The sequence below is a fragment of the Streptomyces sp. NPDC006384 genome (assembly GCF_042870695.1).
Classification (GTDB): domain Bacteria; phylum Actinomycetota; class Actinomycetes; order Streptomycetales; family Streptomycetaceae; genus Streptomyces.
The window spans coordinates 344,374-366,802 of record NZ_JBIAHR010000002.1 but is presented as its reverse complement, the minus strand read 5'-3'; the positions used below and the strand labels follow the sequence as shown (position 1 = coordinate 366,802).

At 70.6% G+C, this 22,429-nt stretch carries 22 protein-coding genes; 16 read left to right on the top strand and 6 right to left on the bottom strand.

The window, feature by feature from the left end; genetic code table 11:
- Window positions 1–22 precede the first annotated feature (22 nt).
- The 5 genes from ACFYOJ_RS03740 to ACFYOJ_RS03720 all read left to right on the top strand — a co-directional run bounded on the left by ACFYOJ_RS03740 (window position 23) and on the right by ACFYOJ_RS03720 (window position 3,257).
- Window positions 23–910: a DUF5936 domain-containing protein gene (locus ACFYOJ_RS03740; RefSeq protein ID WP_356550671.1), complete on the top strand. Its 888-nt coding sequence runs from the start codon at window positions 23–25 to the stop codon at window positions 908–910.
- A gap of 303 nt (window positions 911–1,213) precedes the next feature.
- On the top strand, window positions 1,214–1,408 hold the full coding sequence (locus ACFYOJ_RS03735) for a hypothetical protein (RefSeq protein ID WP_356550670.1): 195 nt from the start codon (window positions 1,214–1,216) through the stop codon (window positions 1,406–1,408).
- Window positions 1,405–2,007 carry a pilus assembly protein TadG-related protein gene (locus tag ACFYOJ_RS03730; RefSeq protein ID WP_356550817.1) on the top strand — a complete coding sequence of 201 codons (603 nt, stop codon included), beginning with the start codon at window positions 1,405–1,407 and terminating at the stop codon, window positions 2,005–2,007. The genes ACFYOJ_RS03735 and ACFYOJ_RS03730 overlap by 4 nt, the downstream gene beginning before the upstream one ends.
- A gap of 34 nt (window positions 2,008–2,041) precedes the next feature.
- Window positions 2,042–2,620 carry a hypothetical protein gene (locus ACFYOJ_RS03725; protein ID WP_356550668.1) on the top strand — a complete coding sequence of 193 codons (579 nt, stop codon included), beginning with the start codon at window positions 2,042–2,044 and terminating at the stop codon, window positions 2,618–2,620.
- 7 nt (window positions 2,621–2,627) lie between these two features.
- Window positions 2,628–3,257 (top strand): OmpA family protein, encoded by a 630-nt coding sequence (locus tag ACFYOJ_RS03720; RefSeq protein ID WP_356550666.1) that lies wholly within the window; start codon window positions 2,628–2,630, stop codon window positions 3,255–3,257.
- Window positions 3,258–3,337: 80 nt separating this feature from the next.
- On the opposite strand, the gene ACFYOJ_RS03715 is transcribed toward ACFYOJ_RS03720, so the two are convergent.
- Window positions 3,338–3,841, bottom strand: coding sequence for an ATP-binding protein (locus ACFYOJ_RS03715; protein ID WP_356550664.1), 504 nt, complete (start codon window positions 3,839–3,841; stop codon window positions 3,338–3,340).
- 272 nt (window positions 3,842–4,113) lie between these two features.
- Here ACFYOJ_RS03715 and ACFYOJ_RS03710 point away from each other — a divergent pair, with 272 nt between their 5' ends.
- The 5 genes from ACFYOJ_RS03710 to ACFYOJ_RS03690 all read left to right on the top strand — a co-directional run bounded on the left by ACFYOJ_RS03710 (window position 4,114) and on the right by ACFYOJ_RS03690 (window position 7,961).
- Window positions 4,114–4,965, top strand: coding sequence for a helix-turn-helix transcriptional regulator (locus tag ACFYOJ_RS03710; RefSeq protein WP_356550662.1), 852 nt, complete (start codon window positions 4,114–4,116; stop codon window positions 4,963–4,965).
- A 10-nt stretch (window positions 4,966–4,975) separates the two neighbouring features.
- Complete coding sequence (locus ACFYOJ_RS03705; RefSeq protein WP_356550661.1) at window positions 4,976–5,167, top strand: hypothetical protein; 192 nt, start codon at window positions 4,976–4,978, stop codon at window positions 5,165–5,167.
- A 1,232-nt stretch (window positions 5,168–6,399) separates the two neighbouring features.
- Window positions 6,400–6,924 (top strand): sigma-70 family RNA polymerase sigma factor, encoded by a 525-nt coding sequence (locus ACFYOJ_RS03700; RefSeq protein WP_356550659.1) that lies wholly within the window; start codon window positions 6,400–6,402, stop codon window positions 6,922–6,924.
- Window positions 6,921–7,637, top strand: coding sequence for a hypothetical protein (locus tag ACFYOJ_RS03695; protein ID WP_356550658.1), 717 nt, complete (start codon window positions 6,921–6,923; stop codon window positions 7,635–7,637). Before ACFYOJ_RS03700 ends, ACFYOJ_RS03695 begins: the two co-directional genes overlap by 4 nt.
- 117 nt (window positions 7,638–7,754) lie before the next feature.
- Window positions 7,755–7,961, top strand: coding sequence for a hypothetical protein (locus ACFYOJ_RS03690; protein WP_356550656.1), 207 nt, complete (start codon window positions 7,755–7,757; stop codon window positions 7,959–7,961).
- A 67-nt stretch (window positions 7,962–8,028) separates the two neighbouring features.
- On the opposite strand, the gene ACFYOJ_RS03685 is transcribed toward ACFYOJ_RS03690, so the two are convergent.
- A complete protein-coding gene (locus ACFYOJ_RS03685) occupies window positions 8,029–8,577 on the bottom strand; it encodes a TetR family transcriptional regulator (protein ID WP_356550655.1) in 549 nt (182 codons plus the stop codon).
- Here ACFYOJ_RS03685 and ACFYOJ_RS03680 point away from each other — a divergent pair.
- A complete protein-coding gene (locus ACFYOJ_RS03680; protein WP_356550653.1) occupies window positions 8,486–10,039 on the top strand; it encodes an MFS transporter in 1,554 nt (517 codons plus the stop codon). The two genes, ACFYOJ_RS03685 and ACFYOJ_RS03680, sit on opposite strands and share 92 nt — an antisense overlap.
- On the opposite strand, the gene ACFYOJ_RS03675 is transcribed toward ACFYOJ_RS03680, so the two are convergent.
- The 4 genes from ACFYOJ_RS03675 to ACFYOJ_RS03660 all read right to left on the bottom strand — a co-directional run bounded on the left by ACFYOJ_RS03675 (window position 10,026) and on the right by ACFYOJ_RS03660 (window position 14,978).
- Window positions 10,026–11,633: an alpha/beta hydrolase gene (locus ACFYOJ_RS03675; protein WP_356550652.1), complete on the bottom strand. Its 1,608-nt coding sequence runs from the start codon at window positions 11,631–11,633 to the stop codon at window positions 10,026–10,028. The two genes, ACFYOJ_RS03680 and ACFYOJ_RS03675, sit on opposite strands and share 14 nt — an antisense overlap.
- Window positions 11,634–11,793: 160 nt before the next feature.
- Entirely contained in the window at window positions 11,794–13,788 is a 1,995-nt protein-coding gene (locus ACFYOJ_RS03670; RefSeq protein ID WP_356550650.1) for an ATP-binding protein, read from the bottom strand.
- A gap of 172 nt (window positions 13,789–13,960) precedes the next feature.
- Window positions 13,961–14,152 carry a hypothetical protein gene (locus ACFYOJ_RS03665; protein ID WP_356550649.1) on the bottom strand — a complete coding sequence of 64 codons (192 nt, stop codon included), beginning with the start codon at window positions 14,150–14,152 and terminating at the stop codon, window positions 13,961–13,963.
- A gap of 448 nt (window positions 14,153–14,600) precedes the next feature.
- Window positions 14,601–14,978 carry a DUF192 domain-containing protein gene (locus ACFYOJ_RS03660; RefSeq protein WP_356550647.1) on the bottom strand — a complete coding sequence of 126 codons (378 nt, stop codon included), beginning with the start codon at window positions 14,976–14,978 and terminating at the stop codon, window positions 14,601–14,603.
- Window positions 14,979–15,366: 388 nt separating this feature from the next.
- Between ACFYOJ_RS03660 and ACFYOJ_RS03655 the strand changes: the two genes are divergently transcribed.
- From ACFYOJ_RS03655 to ACFYOJ_RS03635, 5 genes are all read left to right on the top strand, one after another.
- Window positions 15,367–15,777: a hypothetical protein gene (locus ACFYOJ_RS03655; protein WP_356550645.1), complete on the top strand. Its 411-nt coding sequence runs from the start codon at window positions 15,367–15,369 to the stop codon at window positions 15,775–15,777.
- Window positions 15,774–17,810 carry a hypothetical protein gene (locus ACFYOJ_RS03650; RefSeq protein ID WP_356550643.1) on the top strand — a complete coding sequence of 679 codons (2,037 nt, stop codon included), beginning with the start codon at window positions 15,774–15,776 and terminating at the stop codon, window positions 17,808–17,810. The genes ACFYOJ_RS03655 and ACFYOJ_RS03650 overlap by 4 nt, the downstream gene beginning before the upstream one ends.
- Window positions 17,811–17,924: 114 nt before the next feature.
- A complete protein-coding gene (locus ACFYOJ_RS03645) occupies window positions 17,925–18,818 on the top strand; it encodes an LLM class flavin-dependent oxidoreductase (protein WP_356550642.1) in 894 nt (297 codons plus the stop codon).
- 49 nt (window positions 18,819–18,867) lie between these two features.
- Window positions 18,868–19,656 carry a class I SAM-dependent methyltransferase gene (locus ACFYOJ_RS03640; RefSeq protein ID WP_356550640.1) on the top strand — a complete coding sequence of 263 codons (789 nt, stop codon included), beginning with the start codon at window positions 18,868–18,870 and terminating at the stop codon, window positions 19,654–19,656.
- A 1,134-nt stretch (window positions 19,657–20,790) separates the two neighbouring features.
- On the top strand, window positions 20,791–22,116 hold the full coding sequence (locus ACFYOJ_RS03635; RefSeq protein WP_356550638.1) for a PhoH family protein: 1,326 nt from the start codon (window positions 20,791–20,793) through the stop codon (window positions 22,114–22,116).
- Window positions 22,117–22,429 lie beyond the last annotated feature (313 nt).

The following is a 22,429-nucleotide window of genomic DNA, read 5'->3' as shown; positions in this document are numbered from 1 at the left end:
AAGGAAGGAGGAAGAAGAAGACATGGCACTGCTGCTCGCACTGCTCATGGGCCTGGGCGTCTGGGGCGTCTTCGCCGGCGTCCGCATGTACCGCGCCGAGGCCAAACTCCCCGGCGACCTCGCCCTCGCCCTCGAGGTCGGCTCCACCCGCACCGGCGCCGTCGACTCCCTCGTCGACCGCATGGGCATGCGCTACGCCCCCGCCGTCCTGCGCCTCATGGGTCCGACGCTCGTCGCCAGGTACCGCCGCCGCATCGACCTCGCCGGCAACCCCGGCGGCCTCACCCTCGACCGCTACGCCGCCCGCCGCGCCGTCTACGGCTTCCTCGGCGCCGTCGGCTTCCTCGTCTTCCTCCTGCGCGGCCAGTACCTCGTCGCCCTGCTCCTGCTGGCCTTCGGCGCCTTCTGGACGGAGGTCGGCATCTGGTCCGCGATCCGCATCCGCAAGGACGTCATCGAACGCACGCTGCCCGACTTCCTCGACGTCCTCGCGGTCGTCGTCAGCGCCGGCCTCGGCTTCCGCCAGGCCCTGGACCGCGTCGCCATGCGCTACGAGGGCCCCTGGGCCGACGAACTCCGCATCACCCTGCGCCAGATGGACCTCGGCATGAGCCGCCGCCAGGCCTTCGCGGAACTGCGCCGGCGCAACGACTCCGAACAGGTGGCGATGTTCGTGACCGCACTCCAGCAGGGCGAGGAACTGGGCGCCCCCATCGTCGACACCCTGGTCTCCCTGGCCAAGGACATGCGCCGCACGGACGCCCAGAACGCCCGCCGCAAGGCCGCCCGCGCGGTCCCCAAGGCCACCATGATGATCACCACGTTCATGGTCCCGGCCACGATGATCCTCCTCGGCGCCGGCCTGATCCTGGGCTCCGGCACCGACTTCGGCACGATCACGGGGGAGTAGGCGGACATGCCGTACACCTGGCCGGGGGAGGAGGCGCTCATCCACCACAAGAGTGCGACTGCACACGCATCAATGCCGCCAACAGCCATTCGAACGGGGCCGAGTTGGCCCTCATCTCCACAAAACCTTTCGCACCTGCAATCAGTTGTGGGACAGTCGTTGTCCGGTACTCCCGACAGGCCGAGGTACGCATGACCAGACCCCACCGGCGCCGACCGCTCCGGGGCCACCACCAGGTGGCCGGACCTGGCACGCCCTCGACGGACCGACCCACAGCACACGTCCACCCTGAAGGGGAGAACCATGAACAACTGGCTTCACACCACCGCCGCGTACCTGCGCTCCCGCGCCGCCCGCAACGACAGGGGGCAGACGGCGGTGGAGTACCTGGGGATCATCGCGGTGGTCGTGGCCATCGTCCTGGCGATCACGGGGACGGACATTGGCAACACGATTTACAACGCGATCACCGCCAAGATCGACGAGGTCATCGGCTGAGCCGAGGCATCGGGTATACCGACGCAGGGCAGGCCTTCCCCATCTACATCACGGTGGTGGCGGGTCTGCTCTTCCTCGCGCTCGCGTACTTCGCGGTCGGTCAGGCTGCGGCGACCCGTAACGAGGCCCAGACGGCGGCGGACGCCGCAGCGCTCGCGGCGGCTCTGGAAACCCGCGACCGGCTCACGGACGAGTGGGTTGCGAACATCCAGGACCCGGAAACCTGGCAGGACATCTTCGAAGGGAACGCGCCGGTTCCCGATGGGTGTTGGCGCGCGCACGAACTGGCGGCACGCAATGACGCGAACGTGGAATGCCAGCCGGACGGCCCGCTGGGCTACACGGTCGTCGCCGAGACCAACGGGACGGTCGGGGACACGATTGTGCCGGGCACGGAGAACCTGAAGGCGACGGAACCCGCGACGGCCGTCATAGAAGCCCGTTGTTCGTTCGAGGAACCCGCCGAGGAAGAGGAAGCCGACGACGAGACCCTGCCCAAGCTGTCCTGCGACGACGGCGAGGAGTGGGATCTCGAGCCGGACGATCTTGCGAACCTGCCGAAGCCCGAGGACCTCTTCGACGTCCATCTCGCCGACTGACAAGCGAACGACGAATGATGAAGGAAGCGGAGTCATGAGTATTCGGTTCACGACGAAGGCCCCCAGAGGGATGGCCGCACTGACCGTTGCGGCGGTGCTGGCCCTCGGGGCGGCCGGCTGTGGTTCCGGAGGAGGCGATGACAAGAAGCCCCAGGCTTCGGCGACTGCCACGTCGGGAAACAAGTCGGAACCCAGCGCACAGCAGGGCACGAACGCCCCCATGGCCGAGCTCAAGGGGCAGAACGGTCTGGTTCTCAAAATCAACTCCGCAACCAGGGACACTGGAGGGTTCGTCACTGTGAGCGGGGAGATCAAGAACGATGGTGCAAAGGCGACACGCGTCCCGATCGAGACAAGAGGAGATGAGACGGAGGTCATTCGACACGGCGGCTCGCTCGGTGGAGCGGCCCTCGTGGATTCCGCCAGCAAGAAGCGGTACTACGTGCTGCGGGACACCGATGGTCGGCCCTTGACGACCACGAATATCCCGAGGATCGAACCGGGCGCGTCGGTTCCCGTCTTCATGCAGTTCCCGGCCCCGCCCACGAGCACCACGGAAGTCAGCTTCCAGTTGCCGACGTTCGCCAGCGCGACCATCTCCATTTCCGGGTGAGGCCCCCATGACCCCCACCCCCCGTCTCCCCCTGGCCCTCACCACCGCCACCCTCCTCCTCGCCACGAACCTCTACGGCGCCGCCACCGCACACGCCGATGACGACCCGCCCCGCCCCCCGGGCACCGAGGCCACCGCCTCCGCGCCCGTCGAGGTAGACGCCAACGACCCGGACCTGAAGCTGCCGGAAGGCGCCACGCTCGCGCAGGCCAAGGTGCTGGACATCAAGTCGGTCGTCGAGGACCAGAGCGGTGACGAGCGCCGCGAGGACACCAACACCAACGTCACCTTCGCGCTCCAGGCCGAGGTGCTGTTCGGCAAGGACAGCGCCAAGCTCGGCGGCGAGGCGAAGGCCCGTGTCACGGGGATCGCCGAGGAGATCAGGAAGCAGAACGCCGGCAAGATCCGCGTCTTCGGCTTCACCGACAACCTGGGTTCCTCCGCCCACGGCGACGTCCTGTCCAGGAAGCGCGCCAACGCCGTACAGGAACTCCTCGCCCAGACCCTGAACGACCCGGGCATCACCTACGAGGTCCGCGGCTACGGCGAGGACTACCCCATCGCCGACAACTCCACGGAGGCCGGCCGCAAGAAGAACCGCCGCGTCGAGGTCTCCTTCCCGCGCACGGAGCCCTGACGGACAGAACCTGAAACGGCGATGCCGTTGCGTGGGGCCCCGGGCAGGGGTGGCGGTTCGGGCCGTATGGGGCGGTTCGCTCACGTGTCCCGACTGCCGGTGTAGCCGGTCGCTCCGGTGCGGGGCAGGACCGCCCACATGCGGGTGCCGCCGCCCGGTTCGCGGGCGTCCCCGAAGCCCCAGTCGCCGCCGCACGCCCGGACCACGCGGGCCAGTACGCGCAGGCCCGCCCGGCGGCGGGCGTCGCAGGCGGCGGCGAGGCGGGGGTGGGCGTGGCGGGGATGGGTGTCGTGGAGGACCACGCGCAGGGCGCCGTCCCGGTAGCGCAGGGACACGTACACCTCCGCCGCGGGGGTGAAGGCGCAGGCACAGGCGGTGAGTTCGCTGACCGCCTGCACCGCCGCGTCGGTCATGCCGTCCAGGCCGTGGGTCCGAAGGACGGTGCGGGTGGCCGCGCGTACGACGGCCGGGCTGTGCGGGGAGGCGGGGAGGGTGAGGCCGTAAGCGAGGGTCTCCGGCGACGGGGGCGCCGGCGGTACGGCCGGGAGGGCCGGGACGTGGCAGGCGGTGGCGAGCAGGGGCATGGCGAACTCCCTCAGGGGATGCGGGTGTACTGGTCCGCCGCCCGGTGGCCTGTCTCCCTGACGCGCGACCGCCCCTCCCAGGGCAGGAGAGTACGGGCATGCACGCGCGATGCACTTCCGGAACGGCAGCAGTTCGTGTCTGACTCATCACGGAAGGTAGAACATGAAGGTGGCAAGATGCCACTCGCTCCCCGGTATTGCCACTCGTGTGGGTGGACCGGCACCGTGTCCAAGGGGCAGACTGGCGCCGCGACCACGGGAGGAAGTGACACATGCCGCCGAGGGCAACGCCCACCGAACGCCAGAAGCGACTGGGCGCGGAACTGCGGAAGATGCGCCTCGCGGCGGAGGTGTCCACGGACTACGCGGCAGGGTTGCTCGGCGTAGACCGGACGAAGATCTCCAACATCGAGGCGGGAGTTCGGGCCATCACCCCCGAACGTCTGCGCACCCTCGCCTGCAACTACGACTGCCGCGACGAGGCATACGTCGACGCTCTGGCCGATATGGCCGGTAACCGTACGCGCGGCTGGTGGGAGGTGTATCGCGGCCAACTTCCCGCAGGACTCCTGGACGTTGCAGAGCTGGAGTGGAACGCCAGGAAGGTGCGTGCCGGCCTGACCATGCACGTGCCGGGGCTCCTGCAGACCGACGCGTACGCCCGCACCCTCTTCCTCGCCGCGCTGCCTTCACTGTCACCGATGGAGGTCGAACTGCGCGTGGCTCTCCGCATGCAGCGGCAACAGGTGCTGTACCGCGAGGACCCGGTCGTGTACGTCGGGTATGTGCACGAGGCGGCCCTGCACGTCGAGTTCGGCGGCCCGAAGGTGATGCGGGCGCAGCTCAGCCACCTCTGCGAACTGTCCGAGAAGGAGAACATCGACGTGCGGGTGATTCCCTTCAAGGCGGGTGCCTTCCCCGGGGCGGGACAGGCGGTGATCTATGCGGAGGCCGTGGTCCCCCAACTCGACACGGTGGAACTCGACTCTGCCCATGGCCCCGAATTCCTGCACGGGAAGTCACAGCTGGACAAGTACCGGTCCCACTTGGACTGGATGGACACCGTCTCGCTCTCGTCGGTCGACTCGCGCGACTTCATCCACAGCATCGCCAGCCACTTCTGAGGAGTGCTTCATGACGCCCATCACTTGGGAAGATCCCTTCTGCGCCGAGGGCGCCAACTGTTTCCGCATAGGCACCGACGCCGACGGCAACGCCTACATCGCTGTGGCCGGGCAGGAGGACCACCCGCTCACCGACAGCCGGGAAGCGCTCCGCGCCCTCATCCGCGGCATCAAGGCGGGCGACGCGGATCACCTGCTGTAGAGCGCGCAGCACGTGTGGCGTTGGCCTGGTGGGTCACCTCGTGCGTCCGGCGGAGCGGACGCATCAAGCCGAGGACTGCCCCTTCGTCGACAACTCCACGAAGGTCGTCCGCAAGAACAACCACCGCGCCGAAGCACCCGATGGCGTCCCGCCGAGTGGTGTAGTCGATCACACTGACGGAATCCCCAGGTCATGGCCCGAATCGCTCTTGCTGGAGGTCCTGTTGAGGCTTGCCGGGCCGGGGATCAGTGGTGGTCGCACGACGGCTGGCTGCGGCACGTACCGGACGGCTCCAGGGCGGAAGCGATGGACCGTGTTCGGCTGCACCACAACCGGGGACACGGCCAAGCGGCCCGTTCCGGTGGGCTGGGGGTGTGGGTGCCTTCTTGAAAAACGTGAGCAGATGGCGGCCAAGTGTCATCTTGGCGCTCAGGTGAGCGCCCCGATGACAGTCGGAGAAGAAATGCTCACGTTTTTTTGGTGAGGTGGATGGTGTCCCGCCGAGTGGTGTAGCCGATCAAACTGACGGAATCCCCAGGTCATGGCCCGAATCGCTCTTGCTGGAGGTCCTGTTGAGGCTTGCCGGGCCGGGGATCAGTGGTGGTCGCACGACGGCTGGCTGCGGCACGTACCGGACGGCTCCAGGGCGGAAGCGATGGACCGTGTTCGGCTGCACCACAACCGGGGACGCGGCCAAGCACCCTTCCCCGCACCTCGTAGAAGCGACGGCACGGCGCAGTGCGACGAGGCTCCGCACATACTGCCGGGATTCCGGCCGGCGGTCTGTCCGGCGGCGCCGTCAGGGGGCGGGCGGCCGTGCCGGATCCAGGCCGGGGCGTCGCCGAGGTGCCGTGTTTCGGCCGTTGTCGACGTCTGGGCGGTCATCCGGCGCGGCACCTCCAGGAGGGCGAGGAAGACCGTTTCGGGCAGAAGTCACCCCTTCGTGCAGTGCGTGTGCGCTTCCTCGCCGCCGGGAGGGCGTGACGTGTGCCACAAGGGGCGCGTGACGTCGGCATGTGCGCCGGGGCGGCTCGGAGCAAAAGGGCAGTTCATGCCGGATGCACCCCCTCCGCCATGATCACGTAGAGCGCCCGTCGATCACCTCTGAGTGATTTTCGACGCTGTTGGCATGCGTGTTCGGTCGAATCGAGGGGTTGAGTGGTGTCCAGCCACAGGCGGACCCCCGGCGTGGGAATCCGCCTCCACCCCTCAGCCCTCAATGAAGAGGACTCATGACCGAAGACGTGCGTGCCGAGGACGGCGGGAGTCCCGTCGCCGACGCCGAAGCGGTGCTCCCGCTGCCCCTGGAGTTCGAGGCCCTGTACGTGGCCACCCAGGAGGCGTTCCACGACTACGCGCTGTTCTATCTGGGGACCGACGAGGCCGCCGAGGAAGCTGTGCACCGGGCGTTCCTGGAGATCCTGAACCACTGGAACGCCCTGCTCGAGGAGAGCAACCTCCAGCTGCAGGCCTGGGCGATCCTGCGCCGGGTCGTCATATCGCAGGCGCTGAACGGCTTCCGCGAGAAGCTGACGCTGCTCCGCGGCGACATGGGCCTGTTCAAGGCCATGTGCAGCCTTCCGCCACGCCAGTTCGACGCCGTCGTGCTGCGGTACGTCCTCTCCTACGACACCAAGAGGATCAGCTGGTACATGGGTGTGTCGGCCAGCACCGTCGACTACCACTGCCGCAAGGCCAGGGAACGTCTGCAGCGGGCCGTCTCCACCCACCTGAAGAAGGAAGGAGACCGCTCGTGACCAGCGTGGAGGAACGCCTCGACGCGGCGGGCCGGGCACTGAAGAAGTCCCGGCGGCCCTTCGACGTCGGCGCCGGACTGCGCCGCCTGGCCAAGGACGCCGGCTACCTGCCGTCCACCCGCAGCGCGCCCCGCCGGAGCACCCCGCCCCCGGAGACCGGCGAACGCGGCGTGCCGCCGGGACCGAAAGCCCGCCACCAGCTGTCCGTCGTCGCCCGCTGGGTCCTCAACCGGCCCCAGGCCGCCGGCCACGCCGAACGCCTGGCGCAGGAGATCGGCGCCAACGGGCCCGCGGACCAGCGCCCCCCGCTCAAGGACATGGACGTCGAGGGCGCCCTGGTCTTCGCCTGCATGCTCTACCTGGCCGGACACCCCGAGAGCGCGTCCTTCTGGTGGCAGCTCGCCGCCGGCGCCGGAGATCGCGCCGCCGCGTACTGCCTGCACCTGCACCACCTCGAACTCGGCGAGCTGAAGGAGGCCGGCCACTGGCTCGGCCAGCTCCAGCAGGACGACGACGGCCCCGACGACGAGTTCCTGATGCTCCTGGCACACTTCGCGGGCTATGTACGGCGCCACTGCCCGGCCTCGTCGACGATGCAGCCCGGACTGACCCAGGAGGTCGCGCGTCTGGCGGCCCGGCAGGACGACGGCAGCGTCCCGGTGCTGCCCGAACGGAAACTCGCCGACCGTCTGCAGGACGCCAGCCGGCACTGAACCGCCCCCACCACGACGGAAGAGACGGAAGAGCCCGCCGCGCGGTCATCGGTTTGCGAGGCCACCGACCGTTCGACGGGCTCTCCCGGCCAAACGCCTCCCGAAAGAGCCGTTCCCATGAAGCGTAAGCCTCTCCTGCACCCGACCACCACGAACCGGCCGTCCCCCCGGCCGCCCGCCGGGGCGACCACCGCCTCCCGGCTGCGCCGATGGGCCCGGCGCCGACGCGGCGACGCGGCCGGTCACCTGCTGCGCGGCCTCTGCTACGGCATCGGCACCGGTGCGGCGGGCCTCGTCTTCTGGTGGCTGGAACAGCACCTGTAGCCCGGGCCGGCCCGGCACCTGTCCGCCGCCGGCATCCGGCACCCGGCAGCGGCCCGGTCGGCCCTGTTCAGCGGCGCCTGTCGACGACGGCACGGACGACGGCGGCGACCTCCTCGCGCTCGGTGGGCCGCGGGTCGACGGAGTTGTGGATGGAGAACCCCTCGACCAGCGCGTCCAGGGCCCGTGCGGTGAGCGGGTCGAAGTGCCTGGCCAGGGAATCCCGGCTGGCCTGCATCCAGGAGCGCATGACGGCGCGCACCTCGGGATTGCGGGTGGCGAAGGCGTAGAGCTCGTAGCTGAGCAGGAGGTTGCGGTCGGTCCCCCAGACCTTGCCGCAGATGATCTCGACGACCGCCTCCTCGGCCTCCTCGCGGGTCCGCGCGGCCTCCAGAAGGGCGCCGTAGCGTGTGGAGACGGTCTCCGCGAGCCGGGCGAAAGCGTCGGTCAGCAGGTGCTGCATGTCGTCGAAGTAGTAGGTGAGCGGCACGCCCGCCGCCTCCGCGATCTTGCGGTAGGTCACCTTGATGGCGCCGTGCTCCGCGATGACGTCGAGCGCGGCGTCGAGGATGCGTTCGCGGCGCCGGGGGTCGTTGGGGCCACGGGTGCTGCCTGTCATCGCCGTTGTCCGCCTTGTCTTCTCGGTCACCGACCCGGTGTGTACATTTGTCCATACTCGGTGGGTGACGCGGGACCGTCGCCCGCCCGTTCCTCATTGTCTCCAACGCCGGCGGAGCCCTTCCTTGACAGACCGTGCTGTACGCCGACGCCGCCGGGCGCTGTACCTCTTCTTCCTCCTCAACGGCATCGCCATGTCCTCGTGGATCACGCGCACCCCGGACGTCCGTGACCGTCTGGGCGTGTCCACGGGGCAGATGGGGCTGGTGCTGTTCGGTCTGTCCGTCGGCTCGATGGCCGGCATCCTCTGTTCCGGCCGTTTCGTGTCGCGGTTCGGGACCAGGCCCGTGACGGCGATCGCCACACTGTTCGTCGTCGCGAGCGTGGTCGTCGTGGGCGCGGGCAGCGCCCTCGGCTCCGCGCCCCTGGTCACCGCGGGGCTGTGCCTGTTCGGCGTGGGTGTCGGATCGGGCGAGGTGGCGATCAACGTGGACGGCGCCGACGTGGAACGGATCACCGGCACGGCGGTCCTGCCCACGCTGCACGGGTGCTTCAGCCTGGGCACCGTCATCGGCGGCCTGGCCGGCATGGCGGCCACCGCCGCGGCGTTCCCCGCCCACTGGCACCTCCTGGCGGTGGCCGCGGTGACGGCCGCGATCTTCGGGTACGCCATCGGCGCCGTCCCCGCCGGGACCGGGGTCCGTGCCGCGGCGCCCGCTCCGGACTCCACGCGGCCCGCGGGCCCGCGGGTGTGGAAGGACCGGCGGCTCCTGATGATCGGGGTCATCGTCCTGGCCATGGCTCTCGCCGAGGGCGCCGCCAACGACTGGCTGCCGCTGCTCATGGTCGACGGCCACGGCCTCGACGCCACCGCCGGCTCGCTCGTCTTCGTGGGGTTCGCCGCCGCGATGACCCTGGGACGCTTCGGCGGCACGTTCTTCCTCAACCGTCACAGCCGGGCGACCGTCGTGCGGGCCAGCGCGGTCTTCGGGGCCATCGGTCTGTGCCTGGTCATCTTCTCCGACAACGCCGTCGTGGCCGCGGCCGCCGTCCTGTTCTGGGGACTGGGCGCCTCCCTGGGCTTTCCGGTGGCCCTGTCGGCGGCGGGCGACTCGGGGCCCGACGAGACCGCCCGGGTCAGCCTCGTGGCGACGATCGGCTACATCGCGTTCCTGGTGGGGCCGCCCACCCTCGGCTTCCTGGGCGATCACTACGGACTGCGTCCGGCGATGCTCGTGGTCCTGGCGTTCGTCGCCACGGCCGTCCTCGCGGCCCCCGCCGCCGGTACCCGCGCACCCTCTCACCACCGAGCCGGAACCGGCGTCCCCGCCGAACTCGCCGTGGATCGGCCGGGGCGGCGCACCGAGGGACGACCGCGTGACCGGCGCCCGTCGGCGGCGGCCCGCGCACCGGGTCCGCCGGACGGGGAAGCACCGCGTTGCGGCGGCTCTACTTCCGGGTGACGTCGGTGCAGTGGAGGTCCTTGCCCGGCAGGCGACCGGTGGTCAGGAAGCCGACGGTGGCCTTGTCGGCGCAGACGGAGCCTTCGCCGTAGACGGTGTGCCCGCCGTTGTCGACGCCGACGAAGGCGGAGCCGCCGCCGAGGGACCTGTGCAGCCCGACGCCGCCTTCCCACGGGGTGGCGTTGTCCCGGCGGTTCTGCAGGATCAGGGTGTTGCGCGGGCCGCCCTTCACGACCTCGACGGTCGCCTCGGCCGGCTTGTCCCAGTAGGCGCACGCCCAGATGTTGGCGGGCATGCCCGCGGTGAGCGGCCACTTCCCGCGGTCGGCGGCGGTACGGGCGGCGTAGCCGTCGACGTCGCGCGGCCATTCGGCGTCGCCGCAGGTGAGAGCCATGAACATGGTGGCCTGGTTGTCCGCGGGGATGCCCGGGGACGTCGGTGCGCCGGCGAACACCTCCTTGAGAACCGCGGTGTCGGCGGCCGTGGTGCTGCCGTGGGACAGGTTGTCGGCGGCCTTCCAGAACCTGGCGAGCGCGGGAAGGGTGTCGTTGCGCAGAAGCAGGGCGTAGGTCATGTTCCGCAGCAGCGCCCCGTCCAGCGACACCGACGTGCCGGGAATCGCCGCGGGCGTGCGGTCGAGCAGGTCGGCGAGGGCGAGGTAGGTACGGGTCACCTGCGCGACGTCCGTACCCAGTCCGAGGGTGCCGGCCTGCGCCGCGGCGACGCGGGCGGCGTCGGGGAACCGGTCGGCCATGCCCTTGCCCCAGGTGTCCGCCACCTGGCCGGCCCACACCTTGGTGGGGTCGACGTTGCCCTCCAGGACCATCCGGTCGGTACGGTCCTGGAAGAGGGAGCGGTAGACGGCGCCGAGGTAGGTGCCGTAGGACTGGCCCCAGTAGGAGATCCTCCGCTCACCGAGCGCCTGGCGGATGCGGTCCATGTCGCGGGCGGTGGCGGCGGTGTTGTAGTGCCGCAGGTTCTCGCCCGCGGTGTCGGCGCACTGCTCGGCGACGGCCTCGGCGCGGGCCACGTTCTCGGTGATCGAGCCGTCCGCGGCGGGATAGGGGAAGAGCCCGGCCACGCCGGGGTCCTGCAGACCGCAGCTCTGCGGGGTGCTGTGCGCGACGCCGCGCGGGTCGAAACCGATCAGGTCGTAGCGGTCCAGCACGGACTTCGGCAGTGCGGACGCCATGGCTGAGGGCATGTCGAGACCGCCCAGGGCCGGCCCGCCGGGGTTCAGCAGCAGAACGCCGCGCCGCTTTCCGGGCTGTGCGGTGGACAGCCGGGAGACCGCCACGTCGATCTTCGTGCCGCCCGGGTCCCGGTGGTCGAGCGGCACCTCCAGCGTTCCGCAGGCCAGGCGGGGGTCACGGGTCTGTCCCTCGGCCGGGGCCGGGCACTTGGCCCAGGCGATCCCGGTGTCGCCCGCGGCCTCGCCGACGCTCCTGCCGGAGGCCTTGGCCGGTCGCGAACCCTCGGCGTCGGCGCCGCATGCGACCAGTGCGGTGCCTGCCAGCGTGGAAACCAGCAGGGTTACGGTGATCCTGCGGCTCCTGGGTAAACCCCGCCGAGCGGGACTGCGTGTCGTGGCCATGGTGGTGTCCTTGCCTACTGGGCTGGTCGGCCTTTCCGGCCGCTGTGTCGACGGTTCGAGTCAACAAGAGACCACCGGTGGCACGCGTCACCCCGGAGAGGACAAAAACAGGTAGCTCGCCCGGGGGACCCCGGGCCGGTCCCGAGTCTTCCCCCACCCCTTACGACCCGACGACAGCTCCGGCCGTTCCGCTCTCTCCCGCCCTCGGTACGGGAACGGTGCCGTCGCTCACCAGGCCCACGACCGCGTCCGCGTGTTCCCTGATCAGGTAGTCCATGGCGTGCTCGGTCGACGACTGGTACTCGAGCTGCTCACTGTAGAAGCGGAGCCGGTCCTGGGCGTCCTCGATGATCTCGCCCCAGGTACGCACCCAGATCCGGTAGCCCGGGTGCGTGACGGCACATCCGGGCAACCTGTCGGGCTGGTGGGTGAGTTGCCGGAGGTTGTCGTCCATGGCGTTGCCGACGAGCCAGAAGTCCCAGGTCACCTTGGGTTCCCTGAACCTGTCGTCGTCCATCACGGCTTGCGCGTAGCTGCTGATCTGCGAGAACTCGGTCATACCGAGGACGACGTTCGACCTCTTGAGTTCCACTACGAGATGGTGGCGCTCCCCCTTCCGCTGCCGGGCGGCGCGGGACAGCATCAGGTCGACGATCCCCCGGCTCCCGTCCTCCCTCAGCACAGGGTCCGGAGCCGGTGCGTCCCGGCCGAGGAGACGGCAGTGCTGCCTCAGCACCTCGTTCAGGCTGCGGTCACTGACGTGCAGCCCGTACTCCTCACCGAAGACCCAGCACTCGTTCTCCAGGATCCGGTGCAGTTCGGTGCGCTCCTTCACCCGGCCCTTGGCCACGGGATCGAAGACGAGGTGCTCCAGGGCCGACAGGAAATCGAGACGCCCGGTCGTCGCCGTCGACGCCTTGATCAGGGCGGACAGCGGCGTACGGTCCAGCAGACGGCTCAGTTCCGTCTGCTCCTGCTTGGAGAGCGCGAAGAGCTCCTCGGCGATGCGGAGCACTTCGCCCGGCTCATGGGTCAGGACGGAGCGCAGCAGCGCGAAGGACACTTTCTGAGCCCTCCTGCTCGCCGGCAGATGCCGGACGACCGCGGTCGCCACGGCGTCGAAGGTCTCGCGCTCCGCCCGCTCCTGATCGCTGCGGGGCTCACCCGTGTACGGGTAGAAGCCCTCCGCGCGCCAGGAGTCGACGAGCTCCTGACGCCGCTCGTCGGCACGGGAACGGAAGTGTGCGCGCATACGCTCCCGGGCGCCGGCCAGTACCTCGGCGGCGGGCCCTTCCGGCGTCCAGTCCGCAAAGGCGAGATCACCGGCCGGATCGTCCTCGAACCCGGCCCAGGAGAGGTACGCCGTGAAGTGGAAGCCCGGTGCCTGGATCTCCGGCTTCAGCTGTGCCAACGACATCTCCCGGCCGTCGCACAGGATCAGAGCCCGGGAAAAGGGGCGCGACCACTCGATGATCTTCAACTGGGCCGGCGGGTGACCACTTCCCGGCGGAGCCGCCACCTCGTACGTATCCACACGAACCTGCTCCGACGACGGATCCAACCGCATCCCGTCGTAGACGATGGAGATGTCCGGGTACGCCTCCAGGTGAAGCGCGAAGGCTGCGGTCAGCGCGGTACGGGCGGCGTCCTCGGTCAGCTTCTGGAGATCCTCACCGCCGAACGCCTCGAAGACTGTCCCTGTCGCATCGTTCGTCGGCTCGGGGTCACTGACGTCGAATTCGTCCATGGAGCTGCGGTCGGACTCGATGACAACACGGCGACGGCTCTCCTGTGCCCCGCTCACGCTGGTCCAGCGCACCTCACTGCCGAGCGCGAAGGCCCTCACCCGGCCTCGCCCGTTCTTTCCGTGCAGCACACGCTTCTTGATCTCACTGGCCTGCGCGCGCTTCTTCCAGGACGTACCGATCTGCGCGAAGTAGTCGCCGCACTTCTCCGCTGCGATACCGGTGCCGTCATCGATCACGGCGACTCGGTCGATGCCGCCGAAGTCGTTCCGCTCGAGTTCCACGGTGATGTGTTCGGCATCCGCGTCGAGAGAATTCCAGATCAGTTCCTCGACGGCCCCGACGGGATGACGCAGGCGTGCCAGTTCCTCGACGTGCCCCCGCCCTACGGTCAACCGAAGCTTCGTCATGAGGTCCAGCACCTTCCGCGTCATCGTCATCCACGGGTCACGAGGCGGAAGCCAGGCGCTTCCTCAGTCATCAACTCACATACCTGATATACGTCACTCGGCATTTCGACGCGCCTGCTCCGCCGGACGCACGAGGTGACCCACCAGGCCAACGCCACACGTGCTGCGCGCTCTACAGCAGGTGATCCGCGTCGCCCGCCTTGATGCCGCGGATGAGGGCGCGGAGCGCTTCCCGGCTGTCGGTGAGCGGGTGGTCCTCCTGCCCGGCCACGGCGATGTAGGCGTTGCCGTCGGCGTCGGTGCCGAGGCGGAAACAATTGTTTCCCTCGCCGCAGAACGGTTCTTCCCATGCGATGCCGGTCATCGGGGCTCCCTCGGAGTTCGCGGGCGACGCCGTGAACAAGGTCGCGTGAGGCTGCCGGGGCCAGCGCGGCGTTGTCCATCCAGTCCAGGCCAGTCCAGGCGGGAACGGTACTTGGCGAGTTGCGTCTCCGCACCGGTGAAGTCAGGACCATGTGCGGAGTCCAGTTGCACGGTGTCGGGTCCCGGTACTTCCCCGTCCGCGTACAGCGGCGCGTGCCCCGCGCCAGGGAGATCCCCGGCACCGATGGGGATGATGCGTACTTCGATGGCGGGCCGTTCCGGAAGTGCATCACGCGTGCCCGCCCGTGCTCTCCTGCCCTGGGAGGGGCGGTCGCGCGTAGGGGAGACAGGCCACCGGGCGGCGGACCAGCACACCCGCATCCCCGAGGGAGTCGCCATGCCCCTGCTCGCCGCCGCCTGCCACGTCCCGGCCCTCCCGGCCGTACCGCCTACCCCTCCCCCCGCACCTCCACCCGCATCCCCTTCCGCACTCCCCACCCCGCCATCGCCCCCGCCCCGGCCTCCAGCACATGCCGGGAGCGCAGGCGGGGCAGGCCCAGACGGCCCGGGGGCATGGTACGGACGGCGAGGACGGTGAGGCGGCGGTCCAGGTAGGCCACGTCGACGGGGAACCGCATGCGGAAGGTGTGGACGCTGCCGGCCGGCGTCAGCAGCATCGCCCCCTCCACCGCGTCCCGGCCCAACAGCCCCTTGGTACGCGCCCGGTAGGAGGCGGCGATCTCCAGCGGCACGGTGACTTCCGGCCCGCCGGACCCGCCCCCCACGACCAGCAGCCCCCGCCCGTCCCGCCAACGACGCAGCCCCATACCGACTCCCGCTCCCCTCGGCCCACCGCCCCGGCACACAACCCCCGGTGCACGGAGTGCCGTTGTCCGGCCTCCGCGGTCAAGGGTAGGAAGATCCCACGGCCACACCCGGCACCGCATGCCGTTCGTCGTTCGGCGTTCGCCGAATGCCGAATGCCGCCGAGAGACACCGAACTGCTTCGGGCGTGCGGCCTCGGCAGCCCCGGGCGGCGGTATCCCGGCAGGCCGGCAAACCACTTGCTTCGGCAATTTGTTCGCCTCTCTCCGCGGCTCCGTCCCGTGCCGGTGAATTATGTGCGATGCCCCCTCATCCCTTTGGCGCCGCCGCTACCCTCCACAGCCAAAGCAACCGTGACTGTGGTGATCGGTGCGTTCGCAAGGGGAAACAGTGACCGATATCGAAACCGTGCTCGGGCAGGTGGTCCCGGCAGTGGGTGCGGCCGTCGCGGTCTACGGAGCCGACGTGCTCCGCAGGGCCGAGGACGAGGCCGCCGGGGAGACTGTCCGGCTGGGCCGGCGGCTGCTCGGCAGGATCCTGGACCGGACCGTGCGCCGCGCGCCGATCGAGGAGGCGGTGACCGACCTGGCGGAGTCGCCCGACGAGGACGCGCTCGCCGTGCTGCGCGCGCAACTGCGGAAAGCCCTGAAGGACGACTCGTCCCTGCTGGCCGAGGTCGCCGCGCTGCTTCCGCCGGTACCCGACGTGCGGGCCGAGGGCAGGCGGGGCATCGCTGTCGGCGGGGACGTCAACGGGATCCTCTCCACCGGAGACGGCGCGACGATCGTCCAGGGACGATGAGCGGCGACACGGGGCAGCGCCCCGGCGACGCCCACCCCGCGCCGCCCGGCGAAGCACTCCCGCCCCTGCCCACCGCACCGTTCGGCGTGGGCCCCGACGAGGTGCTGGTGCGTCCGTCGGCTGCCGTGACGGTCGCGGGCAACGTCGAAGGCGTCGTCAGCACGGGCGACCACGCCACCATCGTGGTGGCGGACGGCAACAGGGCGCTCCGCGTGATCGAGACCAGCAGTCTGCTGGAGCGGCCCCTGCGGCCCCCCGCCCCCCTCCCGGAGCCGGCCCCGGAGAAACTGTTCGGCCGCGACGAAATCGTCGAGCGGGTCCTGGCGCAGCTCACCGAGCGACGTCACGTCCAGCTCTACGGCGAAGACGGCGTGGGCAAGAAGGCGATCGCCCGGGCCGTGCACCGGCACCTGGCAAGGCGCGGACAGCGCGGGCTCGTCCTGACCCCGCTCGTCGGCGAGACCGGGTCACTCCAGTCCCTCTACGCGCGCCTGGCCGAGGTGTTCCTCGGCGGTACCTTTTTGCGGGGCGTCGACGCGACCATGCTCTGCAACGCCCTCACCCCGGTGTCCGACGTCCACATCACCGTCTACGAGAGCACGCTGAGCCCGGCCGACACGGCCCAGTTGCTGGAGACCTTCCCGGGGTTCACGTTCCTGTTCACCTCCCCTTCCCCCACGTTGCCCGACAGCGATGCCGCGCACCATGTGCAACGGCTGTCCGACGAAGCGGCGACCGACCTCCTCGGCGCCGAAATCGGGCTGGACGGGAAACCGGAGGGGCTGCGCCGGCTGCAGTTCGAGCGCGTCCTCCAGCTCTCCGAGGGCATGCCCCAACGTCTGCGCATGTACGGCAAGTTCATCAAGGACTCCGACGCCTGGCGGACGCAGGTGAAGCGGGGGTCGCACGACCGCCCGCCGCCCGTCGACTCCGAGCAGCTCAGCCCGCTCGGCCAGGCTCAGGCACTGGCCGTCACCCTGAGCGAGCCGGCACGCCGCGCCCTGGTGGCCCTGGCGACCTTCGGTACGCCGCTGACCGCCGACTGGCTGGCACCGGTCACCGGAACCGCCGGTGCCCCGGAGGCGGTACGCGAACTCCGCGACCGGCGGCTGGTGACGTACCAGGACGACGCCGTCCGGATCACCCCCGACGCCGCGGCCGTGGTCCGCCGGCTGGAGGACTGGCCGCCCGCCGATCCGGTCACCGCGGCCGAGGGACTGATCGTGGAGCTCCGGCGACGTGACTCCGCACCACCGCTGCCCGACCTCCACCTGCTGCAGGCCGTCGCGGAGGCCCTGTGCGACGGCAAGCACTGGGCGACGGCGAGCCGCTTCGTCGGCGTCGCCGCACCTGTCGCCCTGACCGGCGGACGGGGCGAGGTGGCCCTGCGGCTCTACGCCCTGGGCGCGCTGGCCGCGGCGCGCGGAGGTCTCTCCAAGGAGCGGCGTGCCTATGAACGTGCCGAGGAGCAGACCCGCAACCTGCTCCGGGGTGACCGGGCCGCCGTGCTTGCCGCTCTGGCCGTCCTCGCCCCGCCCGGCGCACAGGCGGCCTCGGCCGGCGGCGTTCTGAGCAAGGCGTTCGCACAGGTCAAGAGCATCGTCGCCGCGGTCGGCACGAAGACCGCGGTGACCGTCACCGCCGTGGTCGTGGCGGCCGGGGTGACCACCGGCGTGGTGGTGGCGAACTCGGGCGACGACATGCCCGCCGGCTGCGCGGAGGCGTACCGGGCCAGCGAGGACGCCCGGAACCGTGAGGTACGCACCGCTCAGGACCTCGCGGCCACCCATCGGCAGACCGCATCGGATCTGGAAGCGGCGGCGGCGAAGGCGACAGACCCGGAGATCGCCTCAGGGCTGCGGACGCGGGCGGCCGAGCTGAACACCGAGGCCGACACCGCGCAACGCGAGGGGGACGGTGACCTGACGGACGTGCATCCCGATGTCATCGCGGCTCTCGACTCCTCGAAGGCCGTCCGGGCTCAGATCGGAACACTCCAGGCGATCATGCGGGTCTGCCCGAGCCAGGACTGACGGCCGGCAGCGGACACCTGCCCGCATGAATCCCGTCCGAACCACCCCGGCGCACAACCCCCGGCGCGCGAAATGCCGTTGTCCGGCCCCCGCGGTCGAGGGTAGGAAGATTCCATGACCGCACTCGGCGCCGTGTTCCGCCCCCAGCTCGCCCCCGAACGCCTGCGTGACGTGGCACGCGCCGCCGAGGAGGCGGGGCTGGAGGAACTGTGGCTGTGGGAGGACTGCTTCCTCGAGGGCGGCATCTCCACCGCGGCCGCCGCCCTCGCGTGGACCGAGCGGCTCCGGGTCGGCATCGGGCTGCTGCCCGTGCCCCTGCGGAACGTGGCCGTCACCGCGATGGAGGCCGCCTCGCTGCACCGCATGTTCCCGGGCCGCCCGGTCCTCGGCGTCGGGCACGGCGTGCAGGACTGGATGGGGCAGGTCGGGGCGCGCGCCGAGTCGCCGGTCACCCTGCTGCGGGAGCACCTGTTCGCCCTGCGGGCCCTGCTGCGCGGGGAGCGGGTGACGACCGAGGGGCGGTACGTCCGGCTGGACGACGTCGCCCTCGACTGGCCGCCCGCGCGGCCGGCCGAGGTGCTCGCCGGCGTCACCGGGCCCCGCTCGCTGCGGCTCGCGGGAGAGGCCGCCGACGGGACCGTCCTCACGGCGGTCAACACACCCGACGCGGTACGGCGGGCCCGTCTGCTCATCGACGAGGGACGGACGGCGGCCGGGCGGACGGAGCCGCACAGGGTGGTCGTGTACCTCCTCACCGCCACCGGGCCCGGCGCCGCCGGACGACTGCGTGCCGAACAGCTGGCCGAGGGGCTCGAACCGGCGCCCGACCTCGGTGTCGCGGGGGACGCCGACGCCGTCGCCGAGGCCGTCCGGCGGATGGCCGAGGCCGGCGCCGACACCGTCGTCCTCCAGCCCACGGGGGACGAGCCCGACCCCGAGGGCTTCGTACGGTTCGCCGCCCAGCAGGTCCGTCCCCTGGTGGACCGAGCCGCCGGCCGGCCCCGGTGACCTCCTCCCCACGCACCCCCGCACACGCACATCGATCGGACCGCCCCGCATGACACCCCCGGCCTCCCGCTCCTTCGACGACCTCGTGGCCGAAGGCGCCGCCGTCCCCACCGAGGGATGGGACTTCTCCTGGTTCGAGGGCCGGGCCACCGAGGCCCGGCCCTCCTGGGGCTACGCGCGCTCCATGGCCGGGCGGCTGGCCGGGGCCGGTGCCGTACTGGACGTGCAGACCGGCGGCGGCGAGGTCCTGGACTTCGCCCTCGGCGCCGCCCCCGCCCGCCCCCCGCTCGTCGTCGCCACCGAGGGCTGGGCGCCCAACGTCGCCAAGGCCACCGCACTGCTGCGCCCGCGCGGCGTCCCCGTGGTCGCCTCGTCCGACGACGCGCCGTTCCCCTTCGCCGACGAGGCCTTCGACCTCGTCGTGAGCCGGCACCCCGTCGTCCCCCGCTGGACGGAGATCGCCCGCGTGCTCGAACCCGGCGGTACGTACTTCGCCCAGCATGTCGGCCCCGGCAGCGTCTTCGAACTCGTCGAGTACTTCCTCGGCCCGCTGCCCGAGGAGAACCGCAACGCCCGCCACCCCGACCTGGAGCGTGCCGAAGCCGAGGCCGCCGGTCTGGAGGTCGTCGACCTGCGGGCGGAACGGCTGCGGATGGAGTTCCACGACATCGGCGCCGTCGTCCACTTCCTGCGCAAGGTCGTGTGGATGGTCCCCGGCTTCACCGTCGAGGAGTACCGGCCCCGCCTGCGCGAGCTGCACGAACGGATCCGGGCCGAGGGCCCCTTCGTCGCCCACAGCGCGCGCCAGCTCTTCGAGGCCCGCAAGCCGCACGCGTGACCCGGACCGGACGGACTTGGCCGGGAAACGCCGCCCATGCTCAGCCGGTGGGATTTTTCGGAAGTGACGTCACATACTTGTGCAAATATCCGCGCCTCCGGAGGAGGTGTGCGGAAACAGTCCGGGACCCGCCCGCGATCCTCACAGGGTTTCCACATCGTTATCCGTCGTTGCCCTGCGGGGGTCGAAACCGCCCGGTGCCATCACGTACATTCGACGCAGGTAATTCGCGCGAGCAAAGCTGCGCGTGTGGCACCGCGCAGTGGAGGGGGCTGCGCGGTGCCAGGTCAAGGCCAGGTCAAGCGGGCGTTCGCCGGGGGTGTCACCCGGTCGGGGGAAGCGGGAGCACTGTGTCGCACGGTGCGGGGCGCGCGCCGAAGCCTCTGAAGCGTCCCTCTTTCCCGCCGTTTTCCCAGGGATGTCGCGCGGATGCACCGCGTTCTGGCCATGATTCACGGCGGAATGGCAGATTCCGTGACCACCCGGGCGTCGCCGGGCAATTCCGGAGAGTAGTTGTGGCACGCCGATGTGCGCGACTTCCCTCACGAAGGGTTATGGTGGAAGTCCCCCCCTCGGGCCGGTCCGTCTCCCCCCCACGGACCGGCCCGTTTTTTCTGCCCGCATCCCGGACGCATCCCGTCCCCCCCGGACGCATCCCGTCCCCCCCCGGACTCATCCCGTCCCCCCCGGACTCATCCCGTCTCTCCCTCACAGACGCCCCGTCTCCTCCCGGGCCCCCACCGCTCCTCCCGGTACCCCCGCCGCCTCCCGATCGCCCCGTGTCCTCCCGGGGCCCCCGTGCCGCGGCCTCCTGACGGGGCGTCCGTCACGAGGAGTTCACCGGTGCGTCGTCCTGTGCCGTTGCATGGCGGCGCTCGTTCGAGGGAATAAGCCAGGCAGGCCGACGCCCGAACCACGGGTGTCGGATCTCAGCGGGCGGCGCGGAGCCGTCCGCCCGGGAGGTCCTTTGCACCAGCCCGACCGTGCGGTCACGGCACGGAAGAAGCGGCGGAGGGCCGGTCCGCGGCCCGCGCCCGTGCACGGCGGCCGCCGGCCGGCCGGCCCGCTTCCGTTCTCCCGGCCCAGCGTCCACTCCGTCGCTCCCCGACCTCTTCCGAGGGGGTACGTCCTTCCGTGGTGACCAGCGCAAAGCGCCACAAGCCCGACCGGCGCACCTACGTTCTCGACACCAGCGTCCTGCTGTCCGACCCGAGCGCCCTGAGCCGCTTCGACGAGCACGAGGTCGTGCTCCCGATCGTCGTGGTGACGGAGCTGGAGGCCAAGCGGCACCATCCCGAACTCGGGTACTTCGCCCGGCAGGCCCTGCGCCTGCTCGACGAGTTCCGCGTCCGGCACGGCCGCCTCGACGCCCCCATCCCCATCGGGGACCTCGGCGGGACCGTGCGGGTCGAGCTCAACCACTCGGACCCCAGCGTGCTGCCGACCGGCTACCGCCTGGGGGACAACGACTCCCGCATCCTCGCGGTCGCCCGCAACCTGCAGGCCGAGGGGTTCGACGTCACCGTGGTGTCGAAGGACCTCCCGCTGCGGATCAAGGCGTCCTCCGTCGGCCTGCTCGCCGAGGAGTACCGCGCCGAGCTCGCCATCACGGACGCCTCCGGCTGGACCGGCATGTCCGAACTCACCCTGCCGGGCGAGCAGGTGGACGTGCTCTTCGAGGAGGGCCGGGTCTACGTCCCCGAAGCCGCCGGCCTGCCCGTGCACACCGGTCTGACCATCCAGTCGGAGCGCGGCAAGGCCCTCGGCCGGGTCACGCCCGACGGCAGCGTCCGCCTCGTGCGCGGCGACCGGGAGGCGTTCGGCGTCAAGGGCCGCAGCGCCGAACAGCGGATCGCGCTCGACCTGCTCCTCGACCCGGACGTCGGCATCGTGTCGATGGGCGGCCGGGCCGGCACCGGCAAGTCGGCGCTGGCACTGTGCGCGGGACTGGAGGCCGTGCTGGAACGGCGGCAGCACCAGAAGGTGATGGTCTTCCGCCCGCTGTACGCGGTCGGCGGACAGGAGCTCGGCTACCTGCCCGGCTCCGAGGCGGAGAAGATGAGCCCCTGGGCCCAGGCCGTCTTCGACACCCTGTCGGCCGTCACCAGCCGCGAGGTCATCGAGGAGGTCACCGCCCGCGGCATGCTGGAGGTCCTCCCGCTCACCCACATCCGCGGACGCTCGCTGCACGACGCCTTCGTGATCGTGGACGAGGCCCAGTCCCTGGAACGGAACGTCCTGCTGACCGTCCTGTCCCGCATCGGGGCCGGCTCACGGGTCGTGCTGACCCACGACGTGGCGCAGCGGGACAACCTGCGGGTCGGGCGGTACGACGGAGTCGTCGCCGTCGTCGAGAAGCTGAAGGGCCATCCGCTCTTCGCCCACGTCACGCTGACGCGGTCCGAAAGGTCCCGGATCGCGGCACTGGTGACCGAAATGCTGGAGGACGGGCACATCTGAGAACTCCGTCCCCGCAAGGGCCGGTTGCCCCGACGGCACAGCCGACGCGGACGCCGCCCGGAAAGGCCAAGAGCCTAGCCGGGCGGCGTCCGCGCGCGTGGAGACTTCTCGAAAACACCAGGGCCAAACGGGATGTGAGCTTTCCCACGCACGTCTGGATTGCCTCACGCCACAGGGTTACGGCAGAGTCTCCTTCCTGTCAGGCCCCGCATACGACACCGCTGTATCCCCTGGGGTACCGCTCAGGCGTCAAGCCCGAGGGAGATACGGCACCACAGCAACACCAGTTCCAACTCCATAGCAGCGTCGTATG